Source organism: Streptomyces prunicolor NBRC 13075, from assembly GCF_000367365.1.
Lineage (GTDB): Bacteria > Actinomycetota > Actinomycetes > Streptomycetales > Streptomycetaceae > Streptomyces > Streptomyces prunicolor.
In genome coordinates this window covers 65,023-91,540 of the sequence record NZ_BARF01000085.1, presented here as the reverse complement: position 1 = coordinate 91,540, position 26,518 = coordinate 65,023, and the positions used below count along the sequence as shown (strand labels likewise).

Genomic DNA, 26,518 nt, shown 5'->3' with positions numbered 1-26,518 from the left:
TACGACACTGGCTCGCGACATCGCCCTCGACACTCTCAACGCCCTCGATACGGAAGGGAGCGCGGCCCCCATGGGATTCGAAGACCAGCGCTTCAACGTCAACCTGTCGATCCTCTTCACCGAGCTCCCGCTCCTGGAGCGCCCCGCGGCCGCCGCCGCGGCCGGCTTCACCGCGGTCGAGCTGTGGTGGCCCTGGGTCGACTCCCCCACCCCCGAGCAGTCCCGACTCGACGCGCTGAAGCGGGCGTTGGAGGACGCGGGCGTCCAGCTCACCGGCCTGAACTTCTACGCAGGACAGCTGCCGGGCCCGGACCGCGGCGCCCTGTCGCTCCCCGGCGAGGAGTCCGAGAGGTTCCGCGCGAACATCGACGTGGCCGCCGACTTCGCCCACTCGCTCGGCGCTACGGCCCTCAACGCGCTCTACGGCAACCGCGTGGCCGGCGTCGACCCGGCCGAGCAGGACGCGCTCGCGCTGGAGAACCTGGTCCTGGCGGCCCGCGCCGCCGACCGGATCGGCGCGGTCCTGCTGATCGAGGCCCTGAACAAGCCCGAGTCGCCGCTGTACCCGCTCGTCAGCGCGCCCGCCGCCGTAGGAGTCGTCGACAAGGTCAACGCCGCGTCCGGCCTCGGCAACGCGCGCTTCCTCATGGACCTCTACCACCTGTCCATGAACGGCGAGGAACTCCCGTCCGTGATCGAGCAGTTCGCCGCGAAGACCGGCCATGTGCAGATCGCGGACAACCCGGGCCGCGGCGCCCCCGGCACCGGCACGCTCCAACTGGAAGACCTGCTCGACCAGTTGAGGAAGGCCGGTTACGACGGCTGGGTGGGCCTGGAGTACAAGCCCGGCGACCGCCCGAGCGCCGAGGCCTTCGACTGGCTCCCGCGCGCAGCGCGCTGAACTCCCCGACGCAGCACAGCAGTTAGAGAGGCACCCGCATGAGCAAGCACGCAGACTCTGCCCACCCGACCCGCCCGGCGGTTGCCTGGATAGGCCTCGGCATCATGGGCTCCCCCATGTCCGAGAACCTGATCAAGGCGGGTTACGACGTCACCGGATTCACCCTGGAACAGGACAAGTTGGACCGCCTGACCGCCGCCGGCGGCACCGCGGCCGGTTCGATCGCCGAGGCCGTACGGGACGCCGACGTGGTGATCACAATGGTCCCCGCGTCCCCCCAGGTCGAGGCCATCGCCTACGGCCCCGACGGCATCCTGGAGAACGCCCGCGCCGGCACCCTCCTGATCGACATGTCGTCGATCACCCCGCAGACCTCGGTCGACCTCGCAAAGGCGGCCGTAGAAAAGGGAATTCGCGTCCTGGACGCCCCCGTCTCCGGCGGTGAGGCCGGTGCGATCGAGGCCGTGCTGTCCATCATGGTCGGCGGCGGACAGTCCGACTTCGAGGAGGCCGAGCCGATCTTCGACGCGCTCGGCCGGACCATCGTGCTGTGCGGTCCGCACGGCTCGGGCCAGACCGTGAAGGCCGCCAACCAGCTGATCGTCGCCGTGAACATCCAGGCGTGCGCCGAGGCCGTGGTCTTCCTGGAGAAGTCGGGCGTGGACCTGGCGGCGGCCCTCGATGTCCTCAACGGCGGGCTCGCGGGCTCCACCGTGCTGACGCGGAAGAAGGACAACTTCCTCAACCGCGACTTCAAGCCGGGCTTCCGGATCGACCTGCACCACAAGGACATGGGCATCGTCACGGACGCGGCCCGCAATGTCGGCGCCGCGCTGCCCGTGGGTGCGGTGGTGGCGCAGCTGGTCGCGAGCCTGCGTGCGCAGGGCGACGGCGGACTCGACCACTCGGCGCTGCTGCGTTCCGTGGAACGCCTGTCGGGCGCGCAGCTCTAGCCCTCCCCCCAGACCCCGGGCGGCGCCGTCGCTGACAACTGTCCTGTCGCGCCCAGGCGTTGGCGCCGCCCGGAACCACACCCGCCAGTTCAACGAACTCAACGAGTTCAACGAATCATCGAGGATTGCTCTCCATGTCGAAGCGCGTGCTCACGACCGAGTCCGGCGCCCCGGTCGCCGACAACCAGAACTCCGCCTCCGCCGGCATCGGCGGCCCGCTCCTCCTCCAGGACCAGCATCTGTTGGAGAAGCTCGCCCGGTTCAACCGCGAGCGCATACCGGAGCGAGTGGTGCATGCCCGGGGCTCCGGCGCGTACGGCTACTTCGAAGTCACCGACGACGTAACCGACTTCACCCACGCCGGCTTCCTCAGCACGGTCGGCAAGCGCACCGAGGTGTTCCTGCGCTTCTCCACGGTCGCCGACTCGCTCGGCGGCGCGGACGCGGTGCGCGACCCGCGCGGCTTCGCGGTCAAGTTCTATACGGAGCAGGGCAATTACGACCTGGTCGGGAACAACACCCCGGTGTTCTTCATCAAGGACCCCATCAAGTTCCCAGACTTCATCCACTCGCAGAAGCGCGACCCCTTCACGGGCCGCCAAGAGCCGGACAACGTATGGGACTTCTGGGCGCACAGCCCCGAGGCCACGCACCAGGTGACCTGGCTGATGGGCGACCGCGGCATCCCGGCGTCGTACCGCCACATGAACGGCTACGGCTCGCACACCTACCAGTGGACGAACGCGGAGGGCGAGGCCTTCTTCGTCAAGTACCACTTCAAGACCAACCAGGGCGTGCGCAGCCTGAGCAGTGAGCAGGCCGCGGAGCTCGCGGGCAGGAACCCCAACTCCCATCAGACGGACCTGCTTCAGGCCATCGAGCGGGGCGTGAACCCGTCCTGGACACTGCACGTCCAGGTCATGCCGGCGGCCGACGCGGCGGAGTACCGCTTCAACCCGTTCGATGTCACCAAGGTGTGGCCGCACCGCGACTACCCGCTCCGGCGCGTGGGCCGCCTGGTGCTGGACCGCAACCCGGACAACGTGTTCGCCGAGGTCGAGCAGGCCGCGTTCTCCCCGAACAACTTCGTGCCGGGCATCGGCCCTTCGCCCGACAAGATGCTCCAGGGCCGCCTGTTCGCCTACGCGGACGCGCACCGCTACCGCCTGGGCGTCAACCACACCCTGCTCGCGGTGAACGCCCCGAAGGCGACGACCGCGCAGAACTACGGCCGCGACGGCTTCATGGCGTCCAACGCCACCTCCCAAGGCCGCGCGGCGAAGAACTACGAGCCGAACTCCTACGACGGCCCGACCGAGACCGGCCGCGCCCTGTCGGCCCCGCTGGCGGTCACCGGCTACACGGGCACGCACGAGGCTCCGCAACACACGAAGGACGACGACTTCTTCCAGGCGGGCGAGTTGTACCGCCTGATGTCGTCCGAGGAGCGGTCCCGTCTCGTCGCGAACATCGCCGGCGGCCTCGCGCAGGTCTCCCGCGACGACGTGATCGAGAAGAACCTCGCCCACTTCCACGCCGCCGACCCCGAGTACGGCCGACGCGTGGAGGAGGCGGTCCACGCCCTGCACGAGGACTGAGCCGGGGCCGAAGAACCGGAAGGTTCCACAGACGGCCCGTGTGTGCCGGACGACCCGGATGAGGGGTGGTCGGCGGCACCGCGCGGGCGGGGCCAGGACCGCGGCGGTGTGCGAGCCAGTGCGGTGGTGAAGGTTCCGAGGCCTCCTTCTCGACCTGAGGGAAGGAGACCCCGGTCCCGTCGCGACCGCCGCGGTCCCAGCCGAACGCCTCTATAGAGGGGCTCCCTGAGGAGCTCCCTGAAGGCCTCACCGTCGAGGCCACAGACTCCGTCCGGCGGCGCGAACGTCCTGTCGCGCCCAGCCTCGCGCTGTCGGACGGCCACCACGATGAGCGCCGGGTACGGATGGTTCCGTATCCGGCGCTCTTCGGTGTTTCCGGGTGCGGAACCGCTGTGCGCGCAGCAGCCTGGAGGCATGGCACATCCACCGGAATTCCCGCGCGTCGTGGTGCACCCGCCGGCGCTGGACGGCTCCCGCCGGGTGACCAGTGGCGCGGAGACCCTTGGTATCGCCTCGCACCTCGATGATGTCGTCGAGATTCTGCGGCTGGCCGATCTGGATCGGATCGAGGTCGAGGAGAGTGATCTGATCGAGTGGGAGGGGGGTGGGCCGGAGGATTGGCCCGGGTTGTCTGAGCACCATGGTCAGTGAACCTCGGGTTTGGGGCCGGGTTGGTCCTGCCGGGCTCTGTTGGTTGCGGAGTGCGGGTTGCGTGGGGCTGGTCGCGCAGTTCCCCGCGCCCCTTTTTTGTGGCGCTTCGCGCCTACAAAAAATAGGGGTGGCCCATCCTCCCTGGATGGGCCACCCCTATTTCGATTGCTGCGTCTCAGACCTTCAGGGGCCTGATCGACGTTGGTGCATGGCCCGGCTCGGTTGCGATCTCCTCGAACTCGACCACCGCGCTGATGTCGTTCGTCTTGCTCATCGCGATGTTGGTGATGCGTTCCAGGATGGCCTCCACGACGACCGGGACCCGGAACTCCGCCGCGAGCTTCTTGGCCTGTTCGAAGGCCGTGGCCAGTTCGGTGGGGTCGGTGACGCGGATGGCCTTGCAGCCGAGGCCTTCGACGACCTTGATGTGGTCGACGCCGTAGACGCCCAGCTCAGGGGAGTTGATGTTCTCAAATTCCAGGTTGACCTGGAAGTTGATGTCCAACGCTATCTGCGCCTGGCGGATCAGGCCCAAGTAGGCGTTGTTCACGAGGACATGGACGTACGGGATCCGGTGCTGTGCGCCGACCGCCAGCTCCTCGATCATGAACTGGAAGTCGTAGTCGCCGGAGAGGGCGACGACGGACGCCTCGGGGTCGGCCTTGGCGACGCCGAGTGCGGCCGGGATCGTCCAGCCGAGAGGGCCCGCCTGGCCACAGTTGATCCAGTGGCGGGGGCGGTAGACGTGGAGCATCTGGGCGCCGGCGATCTGCGAGAGGCCGATCGTGGAGACGTACCGGGTCTCCGGGCCGAAGGCCTTGTTCATCTCCTCGTAGACGCGCTGGGGCTTGATCGGGATGTCGTCGAAGTGCGTGCGGCGTTGGAGAGTTGACTTTCGCTCCTGGGCCGATGCCGCCCACGCCGAGCGGTCCGGGAGTCGGCCTTCCGCCTTCAACTCCCTTGCCACTTCCACGAACAGCTCCAGCGCCGCCTTCGCGTCGGACGCGATGCCGTAGTCGGGGGCGAAGATCTTGCCGATCTGGGTGGGCTCGATGTCGACGTGGACGAAGGTGCGTCCGGCGGTGTAGACGTCCAGTTTGCCGGTGTGGCGGTTGGCCCAGCGGTTGCCGATGCCGAGGACGAAGTCGGACTCCAGGAAGGTCGCGTTGCCGTAGCGGTGCGAGGTCTGGAGGCCGACCATGCCGGCGTTCAGTTCGTGGTCGTCGGGGAGGACGCCCCAGCCCATCAGGGTCGGGACGACCGGGGTGCCGGTCAACTCGGCGAACTCGACGAGGAGTTCGGCCGCGTCGGCGTTGATGACACCGCCGCCGGCGACGATCAGCGGGCGTTCGGAGGCGTTGAGGAGCGTGATCGCCTTCTCGATCTGGGCGCGGGTCGCGGTCGGCTTGTAGACCGACAGCGGCGCGTACGTCTCCGGGTCGAACTCGATCTCGGTGAGCTGCACGTCGATCGGCAGGTCGATCAGGACCGGGCCGGGGCGACCTGAGCGCATCAGGTGGAACGCCTGCTGGAAGACGCCGGGGACCTGGGCCGCCTCCAGGACGGTCACCGCCATCTTCGTCACCGGCCCGGCGATCGAGGCGATGTCGACGGCCTGGAAGTCCTCTTTGTGGATCACGGCGGTCGGGGCCTGGCCCGTGATGCACAGGATCGGGATCGAGTCGCCGATCGCCGAGTAGAGGCCGGTGATCATGTCTGTGCCGGCCGGGCCCGAGGTGCCGATGCAGACGCCGATATTGCCCGGGCGGGTACGGGTGTAGCCCTCGGCCATGTGCGAGGCGCCCTCGACATGGCGGGCGAGGGTGTGGTGGATACCGCCGGAGGCCTTTAGTGCGGCGTAGAAGGGGTTGATCGCCGCACCCGGGACGCCGAACGCGTCGCTGACGCCCTCGCGCTTGAGGATCTCGACTGCCGCGCGGGCAGCGGTCATACGAGCCATGGAGTACTCCTGCTTCGGCTGTCGGATTCGCATCACCGTCGCGCCCCGCGGTGAAACTCCTCGATTACTTAACTTCCGCATTGTGGACTTTAACTTCTGCTATCTGGAAGTAATGTAAGTGGAGGGGGCAAGGCCGTCAAGAGAGGGACGAGCAGGGGTTTTCAGGAGGACGATGGGGCGCATGTCCGAGAGCGTGCCGGTGCGCTGTCCGGCCTGCCGACGTGAGCACGTCTACGCCGCACCGTCGTATCCCTGTGTGTGCGGAGCCCCTGTGGCCCCGCCGCTGGATCGGCGCGGCGTGGCGACGGTCGTGAACCACCGGGTGTGGGACGAGGACTGGATCGCGGTGCGCTGTGCGGCCTGCGGCCGGCTCGACGAGTGGCCGTACCCGGAACTGGGCTGCCCGTGCGGGACGCTGCTGCGGATTCCGGTCGCGGGCGAGGAAGCGCCGACCGAGCCGCCGGCGTCACCGGCCGCGGGGGCCGCCAAAACCGGCACCGATGTCAGGGGCCGCCCGGCGTTCCAACCCGTCACGATCCGCACCGCGCGCGACGCGGTCACCGCCGCCGCGCTGTATCTGCGCTGGCTCGGTTACCGGGACATCCGCCGCGCCGACCAGCGGCCTCCGTCCGGCATCGGCCTCGCCGCCCGCGGCATCCTGGCGCAGGTCGACCCGACCGTGCGGCCGGCCTCACTGCGCGACGTGGAGTGCCTGTGGCTGACGGCCATGACGGAATCCACCGACTGCGTCTACTTCTCCCTCGCCGGATACGCCGACGACGCCCGCGCCCGCGCGGACGCCCTCCGCGTCCCCCTGTTCGTCCTCGACCTCACGGGCACGCCCCAGCCGATGAACGAGCTGGCGGATCAACTCGACGCGACGGGGGGTTAGTCGGGCGGTCGGCGCGATCGCATTGGGTTCGTGGCGGCAGACAGTGGGCGGGCCGGGGTCCGCAGGCGGTCCGAGGCCGGTCCGAGGCCCAGGCTCGCAACCTCACGTCGGCCATGACCGCCGTCAGCAGCGCAGCGGTCGTAGAAGGCGCGCGTCCCCGACCGGTCCCGCACACCTCCTGCCGGATCGGCGAGCAGCAGACGGAACTGGGGATCTCGCGGTCGTCGCTGCCGGCGTCACGACACCAAGCGGCTGCGCCGCCGGAACGGCGTAACGGGGAGCCGTCGCAGGGCATCCAGCCGACTCCGCGCCCTCGCTCCCGAGCACCCCGACGCCCCGACGCCCCGACGCCCCGAACCGCACCAACCCCCACCGATCACCCCCGCCGATCACCCCCGCCGATCACCTCTCCCGACAACCCCCAACGACAGCCACCGCCACCACCACCCCCACCTCACCGCCCCCGAACAGCGCGTTCCCGCAGCTCGATCTTCCGCACCTTCCCCGACACCGTCATGGGAAAGGCATCCATGATCTGAAGCAGACTCGGAATCTTGTAGTGCGCCAACCTGCCCTCGCAGAACCCCCGCAGCTCCTCCAGCGTCAACGGATCCCCCGGGTCGCGCGGGATGACACAGGCCAGCACCTCCTCGCCGTGGCGCTCATGCGGCACCCCCACCACCTGGACGTCCGCGATCTTCGGGTGGGTGTAGAGGAACTCCTCGATCTCGCGCGGGTAGATGTTCTCGCCGCCCCGGATGATCATGTCCTTGATGCGGCCGACGATCTCGACGTAACCGTCCTCACGCATCATCGCCAGGTCACCCGTGTGCATCCAGCGCCCCGCGTCGATCGCCTCGGCGGTCTTCTCGGGCTCGTTCCAGTAGCCGAGCATCACGCTGTAGCCGCGGGTGCACAACTCCCCTGCCGTGCCCCGGGGTTGGGTGACACCCGTCGCCGGGTCGACGACCTTGACCTCCAGGTGCGGGAGGACGCGGCCGACCGTGCCGGTGCGGTGCTCCAGGTCGTCGTCCACCCGCGTCTGCAAGGACACCGGGGACGTCTCCGTCATGCCGTAACAGATGGACACCTCCGCCATGTGCATCTCGGATACCACCCGTTTCATCACCTCGACCGGGCAGGGCGAGCCCGCCATGATGCCGGTGCGGAGCGAGGAGAGGTCGTAGGACGCGAAGTCGGCGAGGTTCAACTCCCCGATGAACATGGTCGGTACGCCGTAGAGCGACGTGCAGCGCTCCTGCTCGACCGCCTTCAGCGTCGCCGCCGGGTCGAAGGACGCCGCCGGGATCACCATGCACGCGCCGTGCGAGGTCGCCGCCAGGTTGCCCATCACCATGCCGAAGCAGTGGTAGAAGGGCACCGGGATGCAGACCCGGTCCTGCTCGGTGTAGGCGATCAACTCCCCCACGAAATAACCGTTGTTGAGGATGTTGTGGTGGGAGAGCGTGGCGCCCTTGGGAAAGCCCGTCGTGCCGGACGTGTACTGGATGTTGATCGCGTCGTCGCAGGACAGCTCGGCGTACGGCGCGTCACCCGTACCGCGGCCGAGCAACTCCCCCCAGCTCGGGTCGCCGATGTACACGACCTCACGCAACTCCGGGCACCCGCCCCGCACTTGGTCGACCATCGCCCGGTAGTCACTCGCCTTGTGGCTGACCGAGGCGAACAGGACCGAGATCCCCGCCTGGTTGAGGACGAACTCCACCTCGTGGGTGCGGTACGCCGGGTTGATGTTCACCATGACCGCGCCGATCCGCGCGGTGGCGTACTGAACCAGCACCCACTCCGGGCAGTTGATCGCCCAGATCCCCACCCGGTCGCCCTTCACCACCCCGCTCGCGAGCAGCGCCTGCGCCAACTCCTCGATGTCGGCGGCGAATTCGGCGTACGTCCAGCGCCGCCCGGACGGCACGTCGACGAGCGCCTCACGGTCGGGCCACGCGGCCACCGCCCGGTCGAGGTCGGAGCCGATGGTGTCACCGAGGAGTGAAGTCCCGCCGGTCCCATGGCTGTACGAGTTCACCGGCGACTTGGTCGGCAAGGTCATCGGAAGTCCTCCTCGCGGTACTCGGCAACCGACCCCGCGGCCGTCGCCTCCCGCAGTTCGATCCGGCGGATCTTGCCGGAGACGGTCTTGGGCAGGTCCGCGAACTCCAGGCGGCGGATCCGCTTGTACGGGGCGAGGACGTCCCGCGAGTGCTCGAACAGCACCTTCGCGGTGTCGGGTCCGGGCTCCCAGCCCGCCGCGAGCACGACGTACGCCTTCGGCACGGCGAGCCGCAGCTCGTCCGGCGCGGGTACCACGGCGGCCTCGGCCACCGCCTCGTGCTCCAGCAGGGCGCTCTCCAGCTCGAACGGGGAGATCTTGTAGTCGGAGGCCTTGAAGACGTCGTCGGACCGGCCGACGTAGGTGATGTAGCCGTCCGCGTCCCGGGCGCCGATGTCGCCGGTGCGGTAGTAGCCGCCGGCCATGGCCTCCGCCGTACGGTCCGGGTCCCCGTGGTAACCGGTCATCAGACCCACCGGCGGATCGGACAGGTCGAGCGCGATCTCGCCCTCGGCCGCACCGGGCGCACCCGATACCGGGTCGAGCAACTCGACCCGGTAACCCGGACTCGGCCGCCCCATCGAACCCGTCTTCAACGGCTGGCCAGGACTGTTCGACACCTGCACGGCGGTCTCCGTCTGGCCGAAGCCGTCCCGGATCGTGACGCCCCACGCCCGCCGCACCTGCTCGATGACCTCGGGATTCAAGGGCTCCCCCGCCGCCAGGGCCTCGCGGGGCGGGGTGCGCAGCTGGCTCAGGTCGGCCTGGATGAGCATGCGCCACACGGTCGGCGGGGCGCAGAAGGTGGTGACGCCCGCGCGGTCCATCTCGGCCATCAGCCGGGCCGCGTCGAAGCGCGTGTAGTTGTGGATGAAGACGGTCGCCTCCGCGTTCCAGGGCGCGAACAGGTTGGACCAGGCGTGCTTGGCCCAGCCGGGCGAGGAGATGTTGAGGTGCACGTCGCCGGGGCGCAGACCGATCCAGTACATGGTGGCGAGGTGGCCGATCGGGTACGACGTGTGGGTGTGCTCGACCAGCTTGGGGTGGGCGGTCGTGCCCGAGGTGAAGTAGAGCATCAGCGGATCGTCGGCCAGGGTCGGGGCCTCGGCCGTGAACTCGGCCGACGCGGCGTACGCGTCCTCGTACGTCCGCCAGCCCTCGACCGCGCCGCCGACCGTGATCCGCGTGTAGTCCCCGGGCACCTCGTCGAACTTGTCGACGTCCTCGGAGCGCACGATCACCTGCCGGACCCGGCCGCGGGCGACACGGTCCCGCAGGTCGGCGGGGCCGAGCAGCGGGGTGGCGGGGATGACGACGGCGCGCAGTTTCATCGCCGCGAGGGCCGTCTCCCACAGCTCGGTCTGGTTGCCGAGCATGACGAGGATCCGGTCCTCGGGGCCGACGCCCTGGACGTGCAGCCAGTTGGCGACGCGGTTGGAGCGCTCGGACATCTCGGCGAAGGACAGGGCGGCCTCGGTGCCGTCCTCCTCGACGATGCGCAGGGCGGTGCGGTCGTTGCCGGCCGCGATGACGTCGAACCAGTCGAGCGCCCAGTTGAAGTGCTCGGGCCTGGGCCAGGAGAAACCGTCGTAGGCCGTGGCATAGTCCGTACGGTGCGCCAGCAGAAAGTCCCGCGCACTACGGAACGACTCACTCGCCGTCGTCATCTGTCCTCCTAGGTACCGGACCATTCCGGGCGGCTCTCTGACATCGTGTAATCGGTGATGCAGGTCTCACTACCCCCGTACGGGGGTGTGTGCAGCAGGGCGGCCGCAATGAAGGGGCAAGCGGGTGGCTACGGACGCGGCAGGGATGGTGGAGATTCAGGCGGCGCTGGTACGGCTGCGACGCGGCACGGGGCTGCCGGTCGCCTTCGGCGGCCTGGTGGAGACCGGCCGCCAGCAGATGCGCATCAGCGAACTGAGCGGCACGTTGACCCCGTCGCTGCGCGCCCTCGCGGTGTCCTCGGGCAACGGTCTCGGCGGCAAGGCGGTCGCCCTCGCCCGCCCGTGCGCCGTCCTGGACTACTCCGCGTCCCGTCAGATCAGCCACGAGTACGACGCCCCGGTGGCCGCCGAGGGCCTGCGCGCGATCCTCGCGGTCCCGGTCGTCGTACGCCGCCGGGTGCGCGGTGTCCTCTACGGCGCGCTGCGCACCGCCCAGCCGTTGGGCGACCGGATGCTGAGCGCGGCGATGGCGGCCGCCCGGGACGTGGAACAGGCGCTGGTGGTACGGGAGGAGGTGCGGGAGCTGCTGAGCGCGGCGCGTCCGGCGCCGGCCCCCGACCCGGCGACGAGCGCGGTGTGGGAGCAGGTGCGGGAGGCGCACGCGGCGCTGCGGGCACTGGCCCCGCGCATCCCGGACCCGGCGCTGCGGGCCGAACTCCTGGACGCCTGCGGGCTGTTGACGGCGGAGGCGGCCACCGGGGAGGTGGAGCTGGCGCCCCGGGAGCTGGACGTGCTGGCGTGTGTGGCGGCGGGGGCGACGAACGCGGTGGCGGCGGAGCGGCTCGGGCTGCGGGCGGAGACGGTCAAGGGGTATCTGCGCTCGGCGATGCGGAAGCTCGGGGCGCACACCCGCGGGGAGGCCGTGGTGGCGGCGCGGCGGGCGGGGGTACTGCCGTGAGGAGAGCCCCCGTTGGCGACCGGCTATTCATTCATCGGAGCTTTGAATTTCCGGATGCTGCACAGTTGTTATTTCCCTCACGACCCCGTCCATCCGAATTTCAAGGACTGATTGCCTAATATTGGCCCGGACACGACACACGAGGGGAGCGGTGACCGTGCGACGGGACTTCAAGGAGCCTGCCAGAACGCGCCCCGACCTGGTCATCGGCCGGGAGGAGATGTTCAACGCCGCCCGTGACCAGCTCGCCGAGGGCGGGAGTGTGCTGCTCCACGGGCCCGCCGGAATAGGAAAGTCGACCGTCCTGCGGGCGTTGGCCGCGGAATACGGCGAGACGGCGCGGACCGTGTTGCGCTGCTCGGCCACGGAGTCCGAATCCCATCTCCCCTTCCTGGCCCTCGCGGACCTCCTTGGTCTGGTCCTGGACGAGGTGTCCGAGCGGCTGCCCGTGGCCCAGCGCACGGCACTGGAATCCGCGCTCACCGGCCGCGGCGAGTCCTCCCTCCAGCGCGACGGCCTCGCCCTGCGCCTCGCCGTCCTGTCCGCGCTGCGCGCCCTCGCGGCCGACGGTCCCGTCCTCGTCGTAGCCGATGATCTGCAGTGGCTGGACCCGGCCAGCGCGGAGCTGCTCGGGTTCGCCGCGCGGCGGCTCGGGGACACCCAGGTGCAGATGGTGTTCGCGGTGCGCACCGAGGGCCAGGAGTACGACCGGTATCTGAGCGCGTCGCCGCCGGACACCCTCGCGTTCCGGCTCAGCCCGCTGTCCCGGGCGCAGGTGTCGGCGCTGCTCGACCATCGCGGGTACACCGGGCTGCCGCGTTCCACGGTCCGCGAGATCCACCGTACGAGTGGCGGAAACCCGTTGTTCGCGCTGGAGTTGGGGCGCGCGTTGGCCGAGAACCCGACCCCGCCGAGACCGGGCGAGCCGCTGCCGGTGCCCACTTCGCTACGCGCGTTGGTGCTGAGCCGGCTGGACATGCTGCCTGCCGAGGCCCGCCGCACGCTCCTGGTCGCGAGCGCGGGCGCCCGCCCGACAGTGTCCCTGCTGCAGAACGCCGGCCGCGAGAACGCCGAGGCCGAGACCGCCCAGGCCGCCGAACTCGGCCTGCTGGCAACGGAACCCGAGGCGCCCGCCATACGGTTCGCGCACCCGCTGATCTCGGCCGCGTTGTACGCCGAGGCCCCCGCGCAGGAGCGGCGGGCCGCGCACGCCGCGCTGTCGACCGCCGCCTCGGACCCCATCGAGCGTGCCCGGCATCTCGCCCTCGCGACCACCGGTACCGACCCGGAGGTCGCCGCCCGGCTCGCCGAGGCCGCCACCCTGGCCCGCGACCGCGGGGCGCCCTCGGTCGCCGCCTCGCTCGGACTGCTCGCCGCCCGGCACACCCCGGCCGACAGCGTGCCGGGCCCCGACGAGCGGCGGTTGCAGGCGTCCGAGGACGCGATCACCGCGGGCGAGCTGGACCTCGCCCGGGACATCGCCCGCGAGGTGCTGACCCGGACCTCGGTGCCCGCCGAGCGGGTGCGGGCCTGGATCATCGTGATCGACACGGCCGGCCACTCGATGGCGGACGTCGACGCCGTCTTCCCGCAGGCCCTCGCCGACGCGGGCGACGACCCCCGGCTGCTCGCCCTGGTCCGCTACCAACTGGCCTGGCGCGCCCTACTGGTTGAGGGCGACTTCGCCGAGGCCCGCGCGGAGACAGCGCGCTCGGCCGAACTCGCCGCGCGCGCCGGCGACCGGCGCACCGAACTCCTCGCGCTCTCCTTCCAGGCACAGACCGAGACCCTGATGGGCCACCCTGACGCGCCCCTCACCATCAAGCGCGCGCTGAAGGAGCCCCAGGATCCGAGGGTGGCGTGCCATCACAACGGCGCGGGCTCGGCCCGGTTCCGCTGGCTGGTGATGAGCGATCAGCTGCCCGAGGCCCGCGCGACCATCACCGCGCTGTTGCGCGAGGTGCGGCGGCGCGGCTCGGTGGAGAGCGAGGTGCACTTCCTGCGCGGCTTCGCCGAGACCGAACTGCGCTCCGGGCACTGCGGCCGCGCCCTCGACCTGGCCCGCGAAGGCCTGCGCCTGGCCCGCGACTCCGGCATCGGCCAGACCGCGTCCGCGATGCTCACCGCGCTCGCCGAGGCCTCCGGCGGTGACGTCGAGGAGGCCCTCGCGCTGGCCCGGGAGGCGGTCGAGCACGCCGAGGAGGACGGCGACCAGATGTATCTCTCCCGTGCCCTCGGCGCCCTGGGATACGCCCAGTTGGTCGCCGGGGACGCGCACGGCACCGTCCGCTCGCTGCGCCGCGTACGGGAACTGGAGCAGGCCCTAGGGGTGACCGACCCGGCGCGTGGTCGCTGGCACGGCGACCTCGCCGAGGCCCTCGTCCGGATCGGCGAGATCACCGAGGCCCAGGACGTCATCGACGTGACCCGTGAACGGGCGCTGCGCCTGGGCCGCGAGAGCGTCCTCGCCGTACTCGACCGCGCCGAGGCACTCGTCCGGGCGGCCCGCGGCGAACACGACGAGGCCGTCGCCCAACTGACGTCCGTCCAGGACCGCCTCGCCAAGCTGGGCTACGGCCTGGAGGAGGCCCGCGCCGCCTTCGCGCTGGCGTCGCTGCGCACCGGACAGCCCGGACCGACGTCGTACGACGAGGCGACCCGGCTGTTCCGGCGCTGCCGGGCGCTGCCCTGGCTGCGGCAGGTGGACGAGGCCACCGTCGTCAGGGCGCCGGAGCCGACGCCCGTGCCCACACCCACGCCCACCCTGGAGGGGCTCGACGGGCTGGCCTCGATGGAGCGTCAGGTCGCCGCGCTCGTCATGGAGGGCGCCACCAACCGGGAGATCGCCGCCCGGCTGTTCATCAGCGTCAAGACGGTGGAGGCGACCCTGACCCGGGTCTACCGCAAGCTGGGGATCCGCTCGCGGGTGGATATCGTCCGACTGGCGGCGGGGCGCCGTCCGAACTGAGGACCCTACGGGTTTACTGTGCGGCGACCGAGGGTTTTCCCTGCCCAACTCCCCTAGGGGGTTCCCTCATTGGGAGCTGGGTGTTCCGGGTTCTAGCTTATGGGTGTGCCGCTCGCCCGGGCATACGGGGGTCGGTCCCGCGACCCCCGTTGCACCCCCCACACCCGCGCGACCCCCACCGGCAAGCCAATGAGGAGACTCATGTTCGGGCTCAACCGCGCCAAGAGAACCACCGCAGTCGTCGCAGCAGCAGCCGCTGCCGCAGCGACCGCACTGCTCAGCGCCCCCACCGCTGTGGCAGCCCCCCAGCCCATCGTCGGCGGTTCCACGACCACGACGACGGCGTACCCGTTCGTCATGCAGATCACGGACGCCTCGCAGAACCAGTTCTGCGGCGGCACGCTCGTCTCCGCGACCAAGGTGGTCACCGCCGCCCACTGTATGGTCGGCGAGACCACCAGCAGCGTCCGCGTGGTCGGCGGCCGCACGTACCTCAACGGTACGAACGGCACCGTCAGCAAGGTCAGCAAGATCTGGATCAACCCCAGCTACACGGACGCCACCAACGGCAATGACGTGGCCGTGCTGACGCTGTCGACGTCGATGCCGTACACCACGGCGAAGTACGTCGCCTCCACGGACACCTCCGTGTACGCGACCGGCGCCACGGCCCGCATCCTCGGCTGGGGCACCACCTCGGAGAACGGCAGCTCCTCCAACCAGCTGCGGACCGCGACCGTCCCGATCGTGTCCGACACCAGCTGCAAGAGCTCCTACGGTTCGGACTTCATCGCGACCGACATGGTTTGCGCCGGATACACATCCGGCGGCGTAGACACCTGCCAGGGCGACAGCGGCGGTCCCCTGCTCATCGGGGGCGTCCTGGCAGGGATCACTTCTTGGGGCGAGGGCTGTGCCGAGGCGGGTTACCCGGGGGTCTACTCCCGGCTGACCAAGTTCTCCAGCCTGGTGACCACACAGGTCAACTCGTAACCCGGAAGAACTCCTGAGCATCCCTCAGGGAAATACCAGGGTGCGTTGCGGGCTTCCACGAGCAGCCCGCAACGCACCCTATCCATGTGCGGGGCAACGGTTCCGCTACTTGTCGGCGGTGAGCTTCCCCGCCGCGCCCCAGCTGTCGGCCGGCACCTCGTGGATCCACACCTGCACACTCTCGGCGGGAATCTTGTACGCGTCGACGAACGCGTCGGTGACCCGCTTGACGAGGTCCCGCTTCAGCTCGACGTCACGCGGACCCTGCTGGACGGTCACGATGGGCATGCTGGACTCCCTTGATTGATCTGCCTGTTGGGTGACTCCAGTCCATCGCGTCGGACGTCCCCGACCAAGAAGCAGTCGGCGACCGCAGCGATCAGTTCTCGTGATCGCCGCAGGCCAGCAGCAAGGCGTCCAGATGCGGAGGCTGGTCGGTGGCATGCACGGCCAGGCCCGTCGACAGCGTGAGGCCCGGCGCCGCGAACGGCACGAAGGCCACACGCGGGCTGTGCAGCACGCGCGCGTGGGCGGCGTAGACGACCGTCCACAGCGGACGCGCGCCGATGCTCGCGAGTGTGTCCTGGAGTGAGCCGCTCACCGGTCCGTGCGGCGGCTCGAACCCGGCTTCGTGGCAGGCGCCGACGACCAGATCGACGAGTGCGGGATTGTTCCGCCGCTCGGTGATGGCCAACGGCAGCGCGGCGAGTTCCTCGACGCGGATCTCCGCCCGCGCGGCCAACGGATGCGAGGCGGGGACAGCCGCCACCAGCGGATCGGCCCACAGCGGCAGCACCCGCACACCCGGCACCGGCTCCACCGCCCGGACGAACGCCGCGTCCAACTGCCCACCCGCGACCCGCGCGAGCCGCTCACCGACCGGCAGCGAGAACAGCTCGACGGGCACGTCCGGCGCCCGCTCTGCGAACGCGCCGAGCACCCGGTCCAGATGCGCGCCGAGCCCGGTACTGGTGCCGATCCGCAGCCCTGACGGCGGGGCGACGGCTGCCCGTGCCCGCTCGGCGGCGGCCAGCACGGCCCGTGCCTCCGGCAGCAGCCGCTCCCCCGCCCCCGTGAGCCGCACCCGCCGGGGCGACCGGTCGAACAACTCGGCGCCCAACTCCCGCTCCAGCCGCTGGATCTGCTGACTGACCGCCGACTGCACGATGTGCAGGCGCTCGGCCGCCCGCCCGAAGTGCAGCTCTTCGGCGACCGCCACGAAATAGCCGAGCTGCCGCAGTTCCATGGCCCCGACTCTAGAGGGGACTCCTTGACGCCTGTTTCAATGACCGGCGGATGGGAGTGATACGCATGGTGTCCACGGACCGTTGTCTCGCCTTCGCGGCGATGTCGCTGCTGGTGATCGTGATCCCGGGGCCCAGCGTCCTGTTCGTCATCGGCCGCGCACTCGCCCACGGCCGCCGTACGGCGGTGGCGACGGCACTCGGCAACGTCTTCGGCTCGTATGTCCTGGTGACAGCGGTGGCGTTCGGCATCGGCGCGCTGGTCGAACGGTCGGTCACGATCTACCTGACGGTGAAACTGGCGGGCGCCGCCTACCTGATCTATCTGGGCGTCCAGGCGTTCCGCCACCGCAAGGAATTCAAGGCCTCGGCGATGCGGGCGGGCCCCACGACGGAGCCCCGCGGCGACCTCCGCACGGTCCTCGACGGCGCCCTCGTCGGCGTCACCAACCCCAAGGGCGTGGTGTTCTTCGCCGCCGTACTCCCCCAGTTCGTCAACCACTCGGCGGGACACATCCCGCTCCAGATGCTCCTGCTCGGCCTGATCCCCATCTCCATCGGCCTGGTCACGGACACCCTGTGGGGCCTGACCGCCTCGGCGGCCCGCACCTGGTTCGCCGGCTCCGACCGCCGCCTGTCCCTGATCGGCGGCGCGGGCGGCTTCACGATGATCGGCCTGGGAGTGACGGTCGCGGTGACGGGCCGCGCGGACTGAGCCTTCACGGTTCCAGGGTCTTTGGGTCTTTGGGTCCTTGGGTCCTTGGGTCCTTGGGTTCTACGGCTGTACGACCGTCCCGAACCGGATGTCGTACGACGTCCCCGTGTGCATGGTGCCGAGCATCCGCGCCCCCTCGGCGACCACGTCGCGCTGCTGGGCCTTGGTCAGCTTGCCGAAGGGCTCGACGACGAGGTGGCCGTCGCCGTCGTCGAGTTTCCAGACCCCGGCGAGGAACCCGTCGACGAGGAACGTGCGGTGGGCGACGTTGCCCTGCCAGGCGCGGCCCCAGTACTCGGGCGGTACGACGCGTGTGCGGTCGGCGTGGGAGAGGAGCAGGTTGTCGAACTCGGGCAGGAAGCGCGGCGGGGCCGGGGTGTCGGCGGCGGGGCGGGGCGCGTCCGGGAGATCGAAGAGTTCGACGCCGTTCGGGTCGGAGAAGGTGACGAGCTGCGGGCGCAGCCGCTCGAAGGCCTCCCGCAGCCGGGTCAGGCCCGCCCAGGTCTGCATGTCCTTGACGGAGGCCGGGCCGAAGGCGGCGAGGTAGCGCAGCACGGTCTCGTCCGGTGCGGGCGCGGGCTCGGCGGACCGGCCCAGCCAGTGCTCGGCGGTGGTGAGCGCGACCTGACCACTGCGCCCCCACAGCCCGCGCGGGGTGACCTGGACCAGCGGGAGCTTGCAACGGGCGGCGATCGCGAGAGCCTGCGGGTCGGCGTCCGGCCACTCGACGAGGAGCGCCTCACGCAACTCCTTCATGGTGCGCGGCTCGACTTCGACGAGCTCACGGGCGCGCACGGCGAGCCGGTCCAGGTCGACGCCGACGAGCCCCTTGCGGAAATTGCCCAGCTCACGGTCACGGGCGGCCTGCACGAGCGGGCGGAGGCTGAGACAGTCGGCGGCGGTGTGGGTGTGGATGGTGGACCGCATGGTGACGATCCGGACGACCTCCCGCTCGGCCATCAGCCCGGACAGCTCCTCGGGTACGAATCCGGCGAGGCGGGCGGCGAGGGCGTAGTACGGCGGCTTGACGTTCTGGGCCTGGAGGCCGAGCAGATGCTCGACAGCGGCGCGGGCGGAGAGCGGCGAGCGGCGCAGGAGGAGCTGCCGGTCGAGGGTGGCGCGGTTGAGGGCGCGGATGTCGAGTACGGGGGCGGCCTTCGCCATGGCCGTCCCCTTCGCCACCTTGGTCGCTTTGGCTGCCTTGGTCGTCATGCTCCGCACGCTAGCGGCGGTTGCGGACACCTTCCGTCCGCAACTCTCACCGAATCCGGGATCCGGTTCACACGCCCAGGTCGTTTGCCCCGTATATCCTGCTCGTGCTCCGTGATCACGCAGACGTAGGCTCGATCGAGAGGCACCGCGATGCCCCAGCGGCGCGCCCGCCCTACCTCGAAGAACGACGGGAACGGCAGGACATCCGGCTGGCGCCGCACGCCCGCCCCGCCCCCGCCGCCCGCGCCGAAGCCCTCTGCATCGGCCGCCGACACACCCCCCTTGGAACCGTCCGACGCGGGCAGCGTCGTCCAGGCCGCCCTGTACCGGGACGGCGTGCGGGTCTCGGCACCGGACACCCTCGCCGACACCTTCCGCGAGCTGCGCGAACAGCCCTCCGGCATGGCCTGGATCGGCCTCGCCCGCCCCACCGAAAGTGAACTCCTCTCCCTGGCCGAGGAGTTCGACCTCCACCCGCTGGCGGTCGAGGACGCGATGGAGGCCCACCAGCGCCCGAAACTGGAGCGCTACGGCGAGACGCTGTTCGTGGTCCTGAGCGCCGCCCGCTACTTGGACACGACGGAGGAGGTCGACTTCGGCGAACTCCACGTCTTCGTCGGCCCGGACTTCGTGATCACGGTCCGGCACGGCGCGGCCCCCGACCTCTCGGCGGTCCGCCAACGCATGGAGGAATCACCGGAGTTGCTGAGGCTCGGCCCCGAGGCGGTGCTGTACGCCATCCTCGACGCGGTCGTCGACGGCTACGCGCCCGTGGTCGCCGGCGTCCAGATCGACATCGACGAGATCGAGACGGAGGTCTTCCGCAGCGAACCGCAGGTCTCCCGCCGTATCTACGAACTCTCCCGCGAAATGGTCGAGTTCCAGCGCGCCACCCGTCCCCTGGTGGGCATGCTGCACAGCCTGATGGCCGGCTTCGCGAAGTACGGCACCGACGAGGAACTCCAGCGCTACCTCCGCGACGTCGCCGACCACGTCACCCACACCAGCGAACGAGTCGACGGCTTCCGCCAGGCCCTCACGGACATCCTCACGGTGAACGCGACGCTGGTCACGCAGCAACAGAACGCGGAGATGCGGGCGTTGGCGGAGGCGGGGTTCGAGCAGAACGAGGAGATCAAGAAGATCTCGTCTTGGGCGGCGATTCTGTTCGCGCCGACGTTGGTCGGGACGATCTACGGGATGAACTTCGATCGGATGCCGGAGTTGCACTGGGTGCTCGGGTATCCCTTCGCGATCATCCTGATGGCGGTCGTATGCACCAGTTTGTACGTCATCTTCAAGCGGAAAGACTGGCTTTGAGTAATCACCCCCGGAGGTTTTCCCGGGAGTGGCTGCGGCCCGGAACGCGGGCTCCGACGGCGCTTCCGAGGCCGCTGGGGAGAATCCGGGGAGAATGAGCCGCGCTCCGATGCGCGCGGTCTCCTGCGATCGCGGGCGTTGACCCGCGGACGACTCGCCGCTGAAGCGCAGGCTGGCTGAGCAGAGCGTCGATGGCCCCGCGCCCCCTGCCTCCGACCTCCGGGATTCGCCCGCTTCCAGGATGACCGGGGCGTACGTGTGCCGAAGCACGTGGAAGCCGTCCTTGCGCGACGCCTTCCGCTGTTCGCCCTTCTGTCGCATGGGGATGACGCCGGCGGCTGCCAGGGCCGGCTTCCACACCTCTGCGTTGAGGATGTTCGCGCGAAGGGCGTTGCCGTACGTCGTGGTGATGGCGAGCGGGAACTTCCTCGTCTCCTGGTCGGGCTCCGGACCGCGCCGCCGCCCTTCGGCAAGGTGAAGTACAGCCGCCCGCCGAGGAGTTGGACCTGTCGGCGGATGCGCAGGACTCCACGGGCGAAGTCGACGTCTTCCGGCGACAACCCGAAGACCTCGCCCTGCGGCAACCTGCAGCCAAGCGCGAGCATGACGGCGATGCGGAGCGCGCGTTGATCGCCTCCCGTACGCGCTGCGCGGTCTCCAGCGGCCAGGCTTCCCTCTGGTCCTCCGGCGCCTTGGGCCGACGCCCGACACCTTGGTCGTGCCGCAACAGCAGTCCCGGCACCTGACTACCGGCCAAGATGAAGGAACTCCTGCGCAGCCACGGCGACGAAACCCAGCACTGACCACGTGCCGTCCGTCAAGCGGCGAGGGCGCCGGTCATGGCTTTCCCGTCACCCGCTGGACGTCCGGAACCATGAACGCGCCGAACTGGACCGACTGCGGAGCGGGTACGCAGCGGCGCGCACCACCTCTCCGTCCCGGCCGCTGTGGTGACGTCTGCTCCGACAAGCGGTGAGGCGTCCTTGCCCGGGTACACGGACACACGATCAGACGGTGGCAGGAGAAGGCCGGTTGATCGCCGTCCACGACAGTCCATGACCTCCGGCGAGCACGAACGAACGCCGAACGCCACAGGGCCTGCCGAGAACGCCGAGATCGGCAAGGCGTCCCCGCCGACGCCGGAACAGACCATCGACAGCGTCAAGGCCTACGTGGCCGAAATCAAGGAGAGGGCACAGCGATGACCGAGGACAAACCGCACACGGGCGATGAGGCAACACCCTCCACGGAGGAACTCCGTGAGCAGGTCGAGGCGACGCGCGAGGAACTCGGCGAGACCGTCGAGGCGCTCGCGGCGAAGGCCGACGTCAAGGCCCGCACCCAGGAGAAGACGGACACCGTCAAGCAGCAGGTCGAGGAGAAGACGACACAGGCCAAGGCCCAACTGCGGGACACGGCCGCACACGTGGTTCATGTGGTGCAGGAAAAGACCCCGGAGCCGGTACGCGAGAAGGCCGGCCAGGGCCTACAGGCGGCACGGGCCAATCGCGCCCCGCTGCTCGCCGCGGCCGGTGCGCTCATCGCGCTGCTGTTCATCCGCCGCTCCAGGAAGCACCGATGAAAGCGAGCAGGATCGCTGACAAACCACTCGGCCTGGCCATGGGCGCCCTCAGCGGCATGCCGGCCGGTGCGGCGTTCAAGCAGGTCTGGAAACGGCTCGGCCATGACGAGGGCACCCCCGACGCCACCGCCACCCGTCGGCTGACCGGCACTTGGCCCGGCTGATCACTCCTGTCGGCGTCCCCCACGAGCCGAACCCCGCCGGGCGCCGACAGGCAGCCGCCTTTCCGGGCGGAGACACCCTTCACCTCCTCCGGCGGGCGTTCGTCGTGCTCCGCCCTCGGTTGCCGGCAACACCCGCTTCCAGGTCTCGGCCGCCCGCCCGCCGCCCAGAGGGAATCGTTGCGCCTCCGAGCCGAGATCTCCGAGAGGTTCAGCCCGAGGCGACGTCTCGTTCCGGCCAAATCTGCCGTGCGGCAGAAGATCAGGGACACGGCGGCAGGCAATGGGTGGCGATAATGTGCACCGTTTCTCGTACGGTCCAACGGCGCAGGAGGTTGCGGTATGCACCACTCGCCCAACCAGGGCCAGGATGTGCTGAAGTTCCGGACGACGGATGTGGACGAGGCTCGGCAGGTCCTCCAAGAACGCTTCTACGCCAACTTCATCGACGTGCCCGAGGGCAGTGCCGAGTTCACGGCCCGGTACGACATCGCCGCACTCGGTCCGCTCACCCTCGGACGACTCTCTTTCGGCGCGGAGGTGCGGATACGGTTCGGAGAACTCGGCTCCTACCACGTGGACATCCCCATGGGCGGCCACCTGACCTGGCGTCAAGGTACGCACACCAACGCGGTAGCGACCGCCGCGAACGCGGCCGTCTTCCAGCCGCACGGCGACACGGCCCTGGACCGCGTGAGCACCGACTGCTCCATGCTGGCCGTGAAGATCGATCCCAAGGCCCTCAACGGTCAACTCGAACGCCTTCTCGGCCGACCGCTGCGCACCCCCGTCGTCCTCACACCCGAACTCGACGTCGCGCACGGCGCGGGCCTGAGCTGGGTACGGATGATCCGCGCGGTGTTCGACCAGATACAGGACGGCGGGCTGCTCACCCGGCCGATGGTCGCCCGCCCGCTCCAGGAGGCCCTGCTGACCGGGCTCCTCCTCGCCACCGGCCACCGCTATCGCGACGAGCTCGACCGACCGAACTCCGCCCTGCGCCCGGGCCCCGTCAAGCGTGCTGTCGAGGCCATCCACAGCATGCCGCAACACCCGTTCACGGTAGGAGAGTTGGCCGGGCTCGCCGGAGTGAGCGTGCGGCGACTCCAAGAAGCCTTCCAGCAGTACGTCGGCATGACCCCGCTGGCCTACCTCACCGACGTCCGCCTCACCCGCGCCCACGACGAGCTGCGCCGCGGCACGCCGGGCGAGGTGAACGTGAGCGAGGTCGCCCATCGCTGGAGCTTCGACCACCTGGGCCGCTTCGCGTCCCGCTATCGAGCCCGCTTCGGCGAGTTGCCCTCGCAGACACTGCGTTCCGGGTGACCACGGCCCACGCCATCGCCCCGCGCTGTGCGGACAACAGCCGCGCTCAGTGGATCGTGCACGGCGGCCACCACGTCGTAGATTTCTGGTGTTCGCGCGTCCGCCTCTTCGGTCCGCCGCGCGGACATCGGCCGGCCGATCTCCACCCCTTCGGGCCGGTCACCGCCCGTTGGCGCCCCCCAACAGCCGCGGGCGGGTCGGCAGCGCACATGTGGCCTGTACCCCGCCACGGTGTGCTGCCCAACACCGGTCAAGGTCCGGGCCGGGGTCGGCGCCGGCCCGGACCTTGACCGTACCGATCTCGTCACCCGCTCTTTGTGAAGCCTCAGGTGAGCGGCCTGGGGCTTCAGATCACGCGGAAGAGGTCGGCGGCGGCGTGGACGTCGGTGAGGTCCTCGACGGAGCGCAGGTTGTCGCACAGGGCGTCCAGGACCGAGTCGGCTTCGGCGACGCGCGGGGCACCGATGGCCAGGCCGAAGACACGGAAGCCCAGCCGGTGCTTGGCCTCGTTCCAGCCGCGCATCCATGTCTCGGTGACGCCGCAGTCGTCGTCGGTGAGCATCACGATGTCGCCGCGGGCGCGGGTGGTGTCGTTGAACTCCGCCTCCAGCAGTTCGCCGGCCGCCGACAACGGCCGCTGGTAGCTGGTGCCGCCGCCGAGGAAGGTCTCCGCGAAGTCGAGGACCTGGGCGAGGCCGGCGGGCCGGTCGGCCGGGAAGCGGAAGACCTGGAGCTTGTCGGCGGCGGAGAACAGGATGCCGACGAAGTCCCGTCCCGCGTGGCGGGCCTGGTCGAGGAGCGCCAGGGCACACGCCTTGGCCCACGCCTCCCGGGTGACTCCGCCGGGCCCCGCCTCGTACATGGAGTGCGAGGTGTCGACGCACGCGATGACGGCGCCCTGGCCGGTGCGCTGCTCGCCCTGGCTGTCGTAGAGCATCAGCTCCCCGGCGGCGTAGCGCGCGGCGAACACGGCGCGCAGGGCGGGCAGTCCGAGGTTGGCCAGTTCGGAGGGGATGACGCGGGAGAGGTCGTTGCCGAGGGTGACGCCGACCAGTTCTCCGGTGGCGTTGTCGACCTTGTGGGCGCGCTCGCCGTCGGCCATCTGCCGGAAACGGCCGATCAGTTGGGCCCACTGTGCGAGCCGGCCGGTGCGCAGCCGCTCGGCGAGCCGGGCCCGCTGATCGAACGGCATCCGCTCCAGCTCGCCGGGACCGACTCCCCATGCCCGCATCAGCGCGGTCTCCTGCCGTGCGCCCTCGGCGGCCTTCGCCACCGCGTTCCGCGCGGCGGCACGGATACCGGGGGCCGCCGCCGTGCGGACCTGCGCGGCGTCCCGGGCGGCCTGCCGCGCAGTGGCCTCGGCGGCGCCGGCGGCCTCGACCGCCTGTCGTACGGCATCGTCGGCGGGGGACGGCACGGTGCCGTCCTCGTCGGCCTGGTCGACGGCCGCCTGGAGCGCCTCGCCCACGGCGGTCGCCGCGCCCTCGGCGGCCTGCCGGGCCTTCTTCGCCTGCTCGGCCTGTTCCTGGGCATCCCGGGAGCGCTCCAGTATCCGGCGCAGCGCGGTGGCCTGGGCGAGCACGGCCATGGCTGCGGCGTAGGGGTCGCCGGCCGTCTCCCGGTGCAGCTCGGCGAACTCCGGTGAGTCCAGGAGCGAGGTGATGACCTGGTGGTTGACCAGCCTGGAGGGGTCCATCTCCGCGCGCTCACGCAACCGCGGTCCGACCTTGTAGGCGGCCAGGAACGCGTCGGTCAGGAGGTCGGTGGTGTGGTCGTAGCGCTGGTTCAACTCCTCGGCCAGGTCCCGCAGTCCGGCCGACTGCCCATAGGTGTCCTGCCAGGTGAACCGGTCGAACCGGTCCGCGACCACGGCCGTGGTGTGCTGCTCGGACGCGGCGGCGGATCCGCCCAGCCACCTCCCGGCCCGGCTCGCCAGCTCGTCGAGTCTGCCCCGTGTCTCGTCCATGGGTCCTGATCCCCCGGTGTTCAGAGCTGCGCCTGCACCATGCTCGCGTCCATGCCGAGCGCTTCGGTGAGAACGCGGGCGCGGACGGCGCGCTGGCGGCCGGTGACCCGGTCGATGGCGGCGGTGGAGCGGCCGGCGCCCGCCGCCTCCGCGCGCAGCTTCTCCAGTCGCTTGCCCGCTGTGGCGAGCTGGTTGTGGGCCTTCTTGATGACCCACTCGCTCAGCGCCTCGCGGGACTGCCCTGCCATGGCGTCGAGTTGGGCCTCCAGCTCGTCGATGGTGTCGGCCAGGTCGAGTGCCTCCTTGGCGTCGGGGTTGACCAGATGCAGCACCTCGCGCTCGACGGTGGGGCGTTGGGCCGGGGAGTCCCACAGCACGTGGGTCAGCACCGACAGGTCGGTCTCGGCGACCGCCGGGCGGCCGTCGAGGTACGCGGACGCCTGGAGCAGGCCCACCGCCTGCCGCCAGCGGCGGTCGGAGGCGACGAGTTCCCTGCGGCGCAGGGCTGCCCGCAGGGTGCACACCGCGTCCACGATCACGTCGGGGACGTCCACGGCCGGGACGGCCTCGGTCACGGCCTGCCGCAACGCGGCCAGCTCGACCGTGGTCCGCGTCGGTGCCGCCGGGCGGCTGACGGCGGAGCGGACCAGCGCGGCGAAATGGGCGGGGTCTTCCAGGTACCCGACCTCGATCCGCACCAGCAGCCGGTCGTAGATCGCGGCCGTGTCGTCCCCGCTGGGCAGTTCGTTGCTCGCCGTGATGGCGCCGATGAGGGGGCAGTGGATCGGCTCGCCGCCGCTCTCGGGGTGGTAGATCCGCTCGTTGAGAAAGCCCAGCGTCTCGTTCAGCGCGGCTGTGGAGCACTTGAAGATCTCGTCGATGAACGCGATGTGCGCGGTCGTGGCGCGACCGTCGTAGACCTGTCGGTACTCGCCCCGGGCCAGCGCCGCGACGTCGATGGGGCCGAACATCCTCGTCGGCGCGGTGAACTTCGAGAGGAGGATCTCCCAGTAGGACGCCCCCTCGAACCTGCCCGTGAGTTCCCGGGCCAGCTCGGACTTGGCCGTTCCGGGCGGGCCGAGCAGCAACGAGTGCTGTCCGGCCAGCAGCGTCACGATCAGCGTCCGCACCACGTCGGCGCGCTCGTAGAAGCGGTCCGACAACTCGTCGCTGATCGCCCGCAGCCTCATGGCCGTGTCCTGCACGCCTGGCGCGCCCAGCTGGCCCATTGTCAACTCCTAGCCTGTGATGCCCTGTTGGGCTGACGAGACGGCCCTTCCTGCGAGGCCACGACGAGGTGCAAGGTAGCCGAGTGACGGGACGGCTCTCCAGGAACAGGGAGTCATGCGGCCGGCGTCTCGCCCGCCTTGTCCGCGACCCCGA

Annotated in this window: 22 protein-coding genes; 14 read left to right on the top strand and 8 right to left on the bottom strand. The window is 70.3% G+C overall.

The features are described from left to right. Positions 1–70 precede the first annotated feature (70 nt). The 4 genes from SPR02S_RS36260 to SPR02S_RS36245 all read left to right on the top strand — a co-directional run bounded on the left by SPR02S_RS36260 (position 71) and on the right by SPR02S_RS36245 (position 4,103). A complete protein-coding gene (locus SPR02S_RS36260) occupies positions 71–901 on the top strand; it encodes a TIM barrel protein (protein ID WP_019061919.1) in 831 nt (276 codons plus the stop codon). 38 nt (positions 902–939) lie between these two features. Then, positions 940–1,854, top strand: a complete 915-nt coding sequence (locus SPR02S_RS36255) for a 2-hydroxy-3-oxopropionate reductase (protein ID WP_026151175.1) — start codon at positions 940–942, stop codon at positions 1,852–1,854. Positions 1,855–1,988: 134 nt separating this feature from the next. Continuing rightward, positions 1,989–3,452 carry a catalase gene (locus SPR02S_RS36250; protein WP_019061917.1) on the top strand — a complete coding sequence of 488 codons (1,464 nt, stop codon included), beginning with the start codon at positions 1,989–1,991 and terminating at the stop codon, positions 3,450–3,452. A gap of 414 nt (positions 3,453–3,866) precedes the next feature. After that, complete coding sequence (locus SPR02S_RS36245) at positions 3,867–4,103, top strand: hypothetical protein (RefSeq protein ID WP_026151174.1); 237 nt, start codon at positions 3,867–3,869, stop codon at positions 4,101–4,103. A 175-nt stretch (positions 4,104–4,278) separates the two neighbouring features. Here the strand turns inward: SPR02S_RS36245 and gcl are convergent, their stop codons facing one another. Next, positions 4,279–6,063 (bottom strand): glyoxylate carboligase, encoded by a 1,785-nt coding sequence (gcl, locus tag SPR02S_RS36240; protein WP_026151173.1) that lies wholly within the window; start codon positions 6,061–6,063, stop codon positions 4,279–4,281. A 172-nt stretch (positions 6,064–6,235) separates the two neighbouring features. On the opposite strand from gcl, the gene SPR02S_RS36235 reads away from it, so the two are divergent. Further along, positions 6,236–6,955 (top strand): hypothetical protein, encoded by a 720-nt coding sequence (locus SPR02S_RS36235; protein WP_026151172.1) that lies wholly within the window; start codon positions 6,236–6,238, stop codon positions 6,953–6,955. A gap of 454 nt (positions 6,956–7,409) precedes the next feature. Here SPR02S_RS36235 and SPR02S_RS36230 read toward each other — a convergent pair whose 3' ends face one another. Together SPR02S_RS36230 and SPR02S_RS36225 are read right to left on the bottom strand one after the other, a co-directional pair. Next, positions 7,410–9,023, bottom strand: a complete 1,614-nt coding sequence (locus tag SPR02S_RS36230; RefSeq protein ID WP_019061913.1) for an AMP-binding protein — start codon at positions 9,021–9,023, stop codon at positions 7,410–7,412. Beyond that, complete coding sequence (locus SPR02S_RS36225) at positions 9,020–10,690, bottom strand: AMP-binding protein (RefSeq protein ID WP_019061912.1); 1,671 nt, start codon at positions 10,688–10,690, stop codon at positions 9,020–9,022. The genes SPR02S_RS36230 and SPR02S_RS36225 overlap by 4 nt, the downstream gene beginning before the upstream one ends. A 124-nt stretch (positions 10,691–10,814) precedes the next feature. Between SPR02S_RS36225 and SPR02S_RS36220 the strand changes: the two genes are divergently transcribed. The 3 genes from SPR02S_RS36220 (at position 10,815) to SPR02S_RS36210 (ending at position 15,609) form a co-directional block, all read left to right on the top strand. Further along, a complete protein-coding gene (locus SPR02S_RS36220; RefSeq protein WP_026151170.1) occupies positions 10,815–11,648 on the top strand; it encodes a helix-turn-helix transcriptional regulator in 834 nt (277 codons plus the stop codon). A gap of 151 nt (positions 11,649–11,799) precedes the next feature. Continuing rightward, complete coding sequence (locus tag SPR02S_RS36215) at positions 11,800–14,616, top strand: ATP-binding protein (RefSeq protein WP_019061910.1); 2,817 nt, start codon at positions 11,800–11,802, stop codon at positions 14,614–14,616. A gap of 201 nt (positions 14,617–14,817) precedes the next feature. Then, a complete protein-coding gene (locus SPR02S_RS36210; protein WP_019061909.1) occupies positions 14,818–15,609 on the top strand; it encodes a S1 family peptidase in 792 nt (263 codons plus the stop codon). 105 nt (positions 15,610–15,714) lie between these two features. Here the strand turns inward: SPR02S_RS36210 and dmpI are convergent, their stop codons facing one another. Both dmpI and SPR02S_RS36200 read right to left on the bottom strand, forming a co-directional pair. Beyond that, a complete protein-coding gene (dmpI, locus tag SPR02S_RS36205) occupies positions 15,715–15,897 on the bottom strand; it encodes a 4-oxalocrotonate tautomerase DmpI (protein WP_019061908.1) in 183 nt (60 codons plus the stop codon). A 91-nt stretch (positions 15,898–15,988) separates the two neighbouring features. Beyond that, positions 15,989–16,855 (bottom strand): LysR family transcriptional regulator, encoded by an 867-nt coding sequence (locus SPR02S_RS36200; protein WP_019061907.1) that lies wholly within the window; start codon positions 16,853–16,855, stop codon positions 15,989–15,991. 65 nt (positions 16,856–16,920) lie between these two features. Here SPR02S_RS36200 and SPR02S_RS36195 point away from each other — a divergent pair, with 65 nt between their 5' ends. Beyond that, positions 16,921–17,568, top strand: a complete 648-nt coding sequence (locus tag SPR02S_RS36195) for a LysE family translocator (protein ID WP_026151169.1) — start codon at positions 16,921–16,923, stop codon at positions 17,566–17,568. A 60-nt stretch (positions 17,569–17,628) separates the two neighbouring features. On the opposite strand, the gene SPR02S_RS36190 is transcribed toward SPR02S_RS36195, so the two are convergent. Continuing rightward, positions 17,629–18,780, bottom strand: coding sequence for a winged helix DNA-binding domain-containing protein (locus tag SPR02S_RS36190; protein ID WP_019061905.1), 1,152 nt, complete (start codon positions 18,778–18,780; stop codon positions 17,629–17,631). Between the two features lie 150 nt (positions 18,781–18,930). Here SPR02S_RS36190 and SPR02S_RS36185 point away from each other — a divergent pair, with 150 nt between their 5' ends. The 5 genes from SPR02S_RS36185 (at position 18,931) to SPR02S_RS36165 (ending at position 23,169) form a co-directional block, all read left to right on the top strand. Next, positions 18,931–20,100 carry a magnesium and cobalt transport protein CorA gene (locus SPR02S_RS36185; RefSeq protein ID WP_026151167.1) on the top strand — a complete coding sequence of 390 codons (1,170 nt, stop codon included), beginning with the start codon at positions 18,931–18,933 and terminating at the stop codon, positions 20,098–20,100. A gap of 1,055 nt (positions 20,101–21,155) precedes the next feature. Then, positions 21,156–21,305 (top strand): hypothetical protein, encoded by a 150-nt coding sequence (locus tag SPR02S_RS66275; protein WP_019061903.1) that lies wholly within the window; start codon positions 21,156–21,158, stop codon positions 21,303–21,305. Next, complete coding sequence (locus tag SPR02S_RS36175) at positions 21,302–21,682, top strand: DUF3618 domain-containing protein (protein ID WP_019061902.1); 381 nt, start codon at positions 21,302–21,304, stop codon at positions 21,680–21,682. The genes SPR02S_RS66275 and SPR02S_RS36175 overlap by 4 nt, the downstream gene beginning before the upstream one ends. Beyond that, complete coding sequence (locus SPR02S_RS61900; protein ID WP_019061901.1) at positions 21,679–21,846, top strand: DUF4235 domain-containing protein; 168 nt, start codon at positions 21,679–21,681, stop codon at positions 21,844–21,846. Before SPR02S_RS36175 ends, SPR02S_RS61900 begins: the two co-directional genes overlap by 4 nt. A gap of 339 nt (positions 21,847–22,185) precedes the next feature. Further along, on the top strand, positions 22,186–23,169 hold the full coding sequence (locus SPR02S_RS36165; RefSeq protein ID WP_019061900.1) for an AraC family transcriptional regulator: 984 nt from the start codon (positions 22,186–22,188) through the stop codon (positions 23,167–23,169). A gap of 346 nt (positions 23,170–23,515) precedes the next feature. Here the strand turns inward: SPR02S_RS36165 and SPR02S_RS36160 are convergent, their stop codons facing one another. Continuing rightward, a complete protein-coding gene (locus tag SPR02S_RS36160; RefSeq protein ID WP_019061899.1) occupies positions 23,516–25,135 on the bottom strand; it encodes a vWA domain-containing protein in 1,620 nt (539 codons plus the stop codon). A 20-nt stretch (positions 25,136–25,155) separates the two neighbouring features. Further along, the gene (locus tag SPR02S_RS36155) at positions 25,156–26,364 is read right to left on the bottom strand and encodes an AAA family ATPase (RefSeq protein ID WP_019061898.1); all 1,209 of its coding nucleotides are present in this window, start codon (positions 26,362–26,364) and stop codon (positions 25,156–25,158) included. Positions 26,365–26,518: the final 154 nt, after the last annotated feature.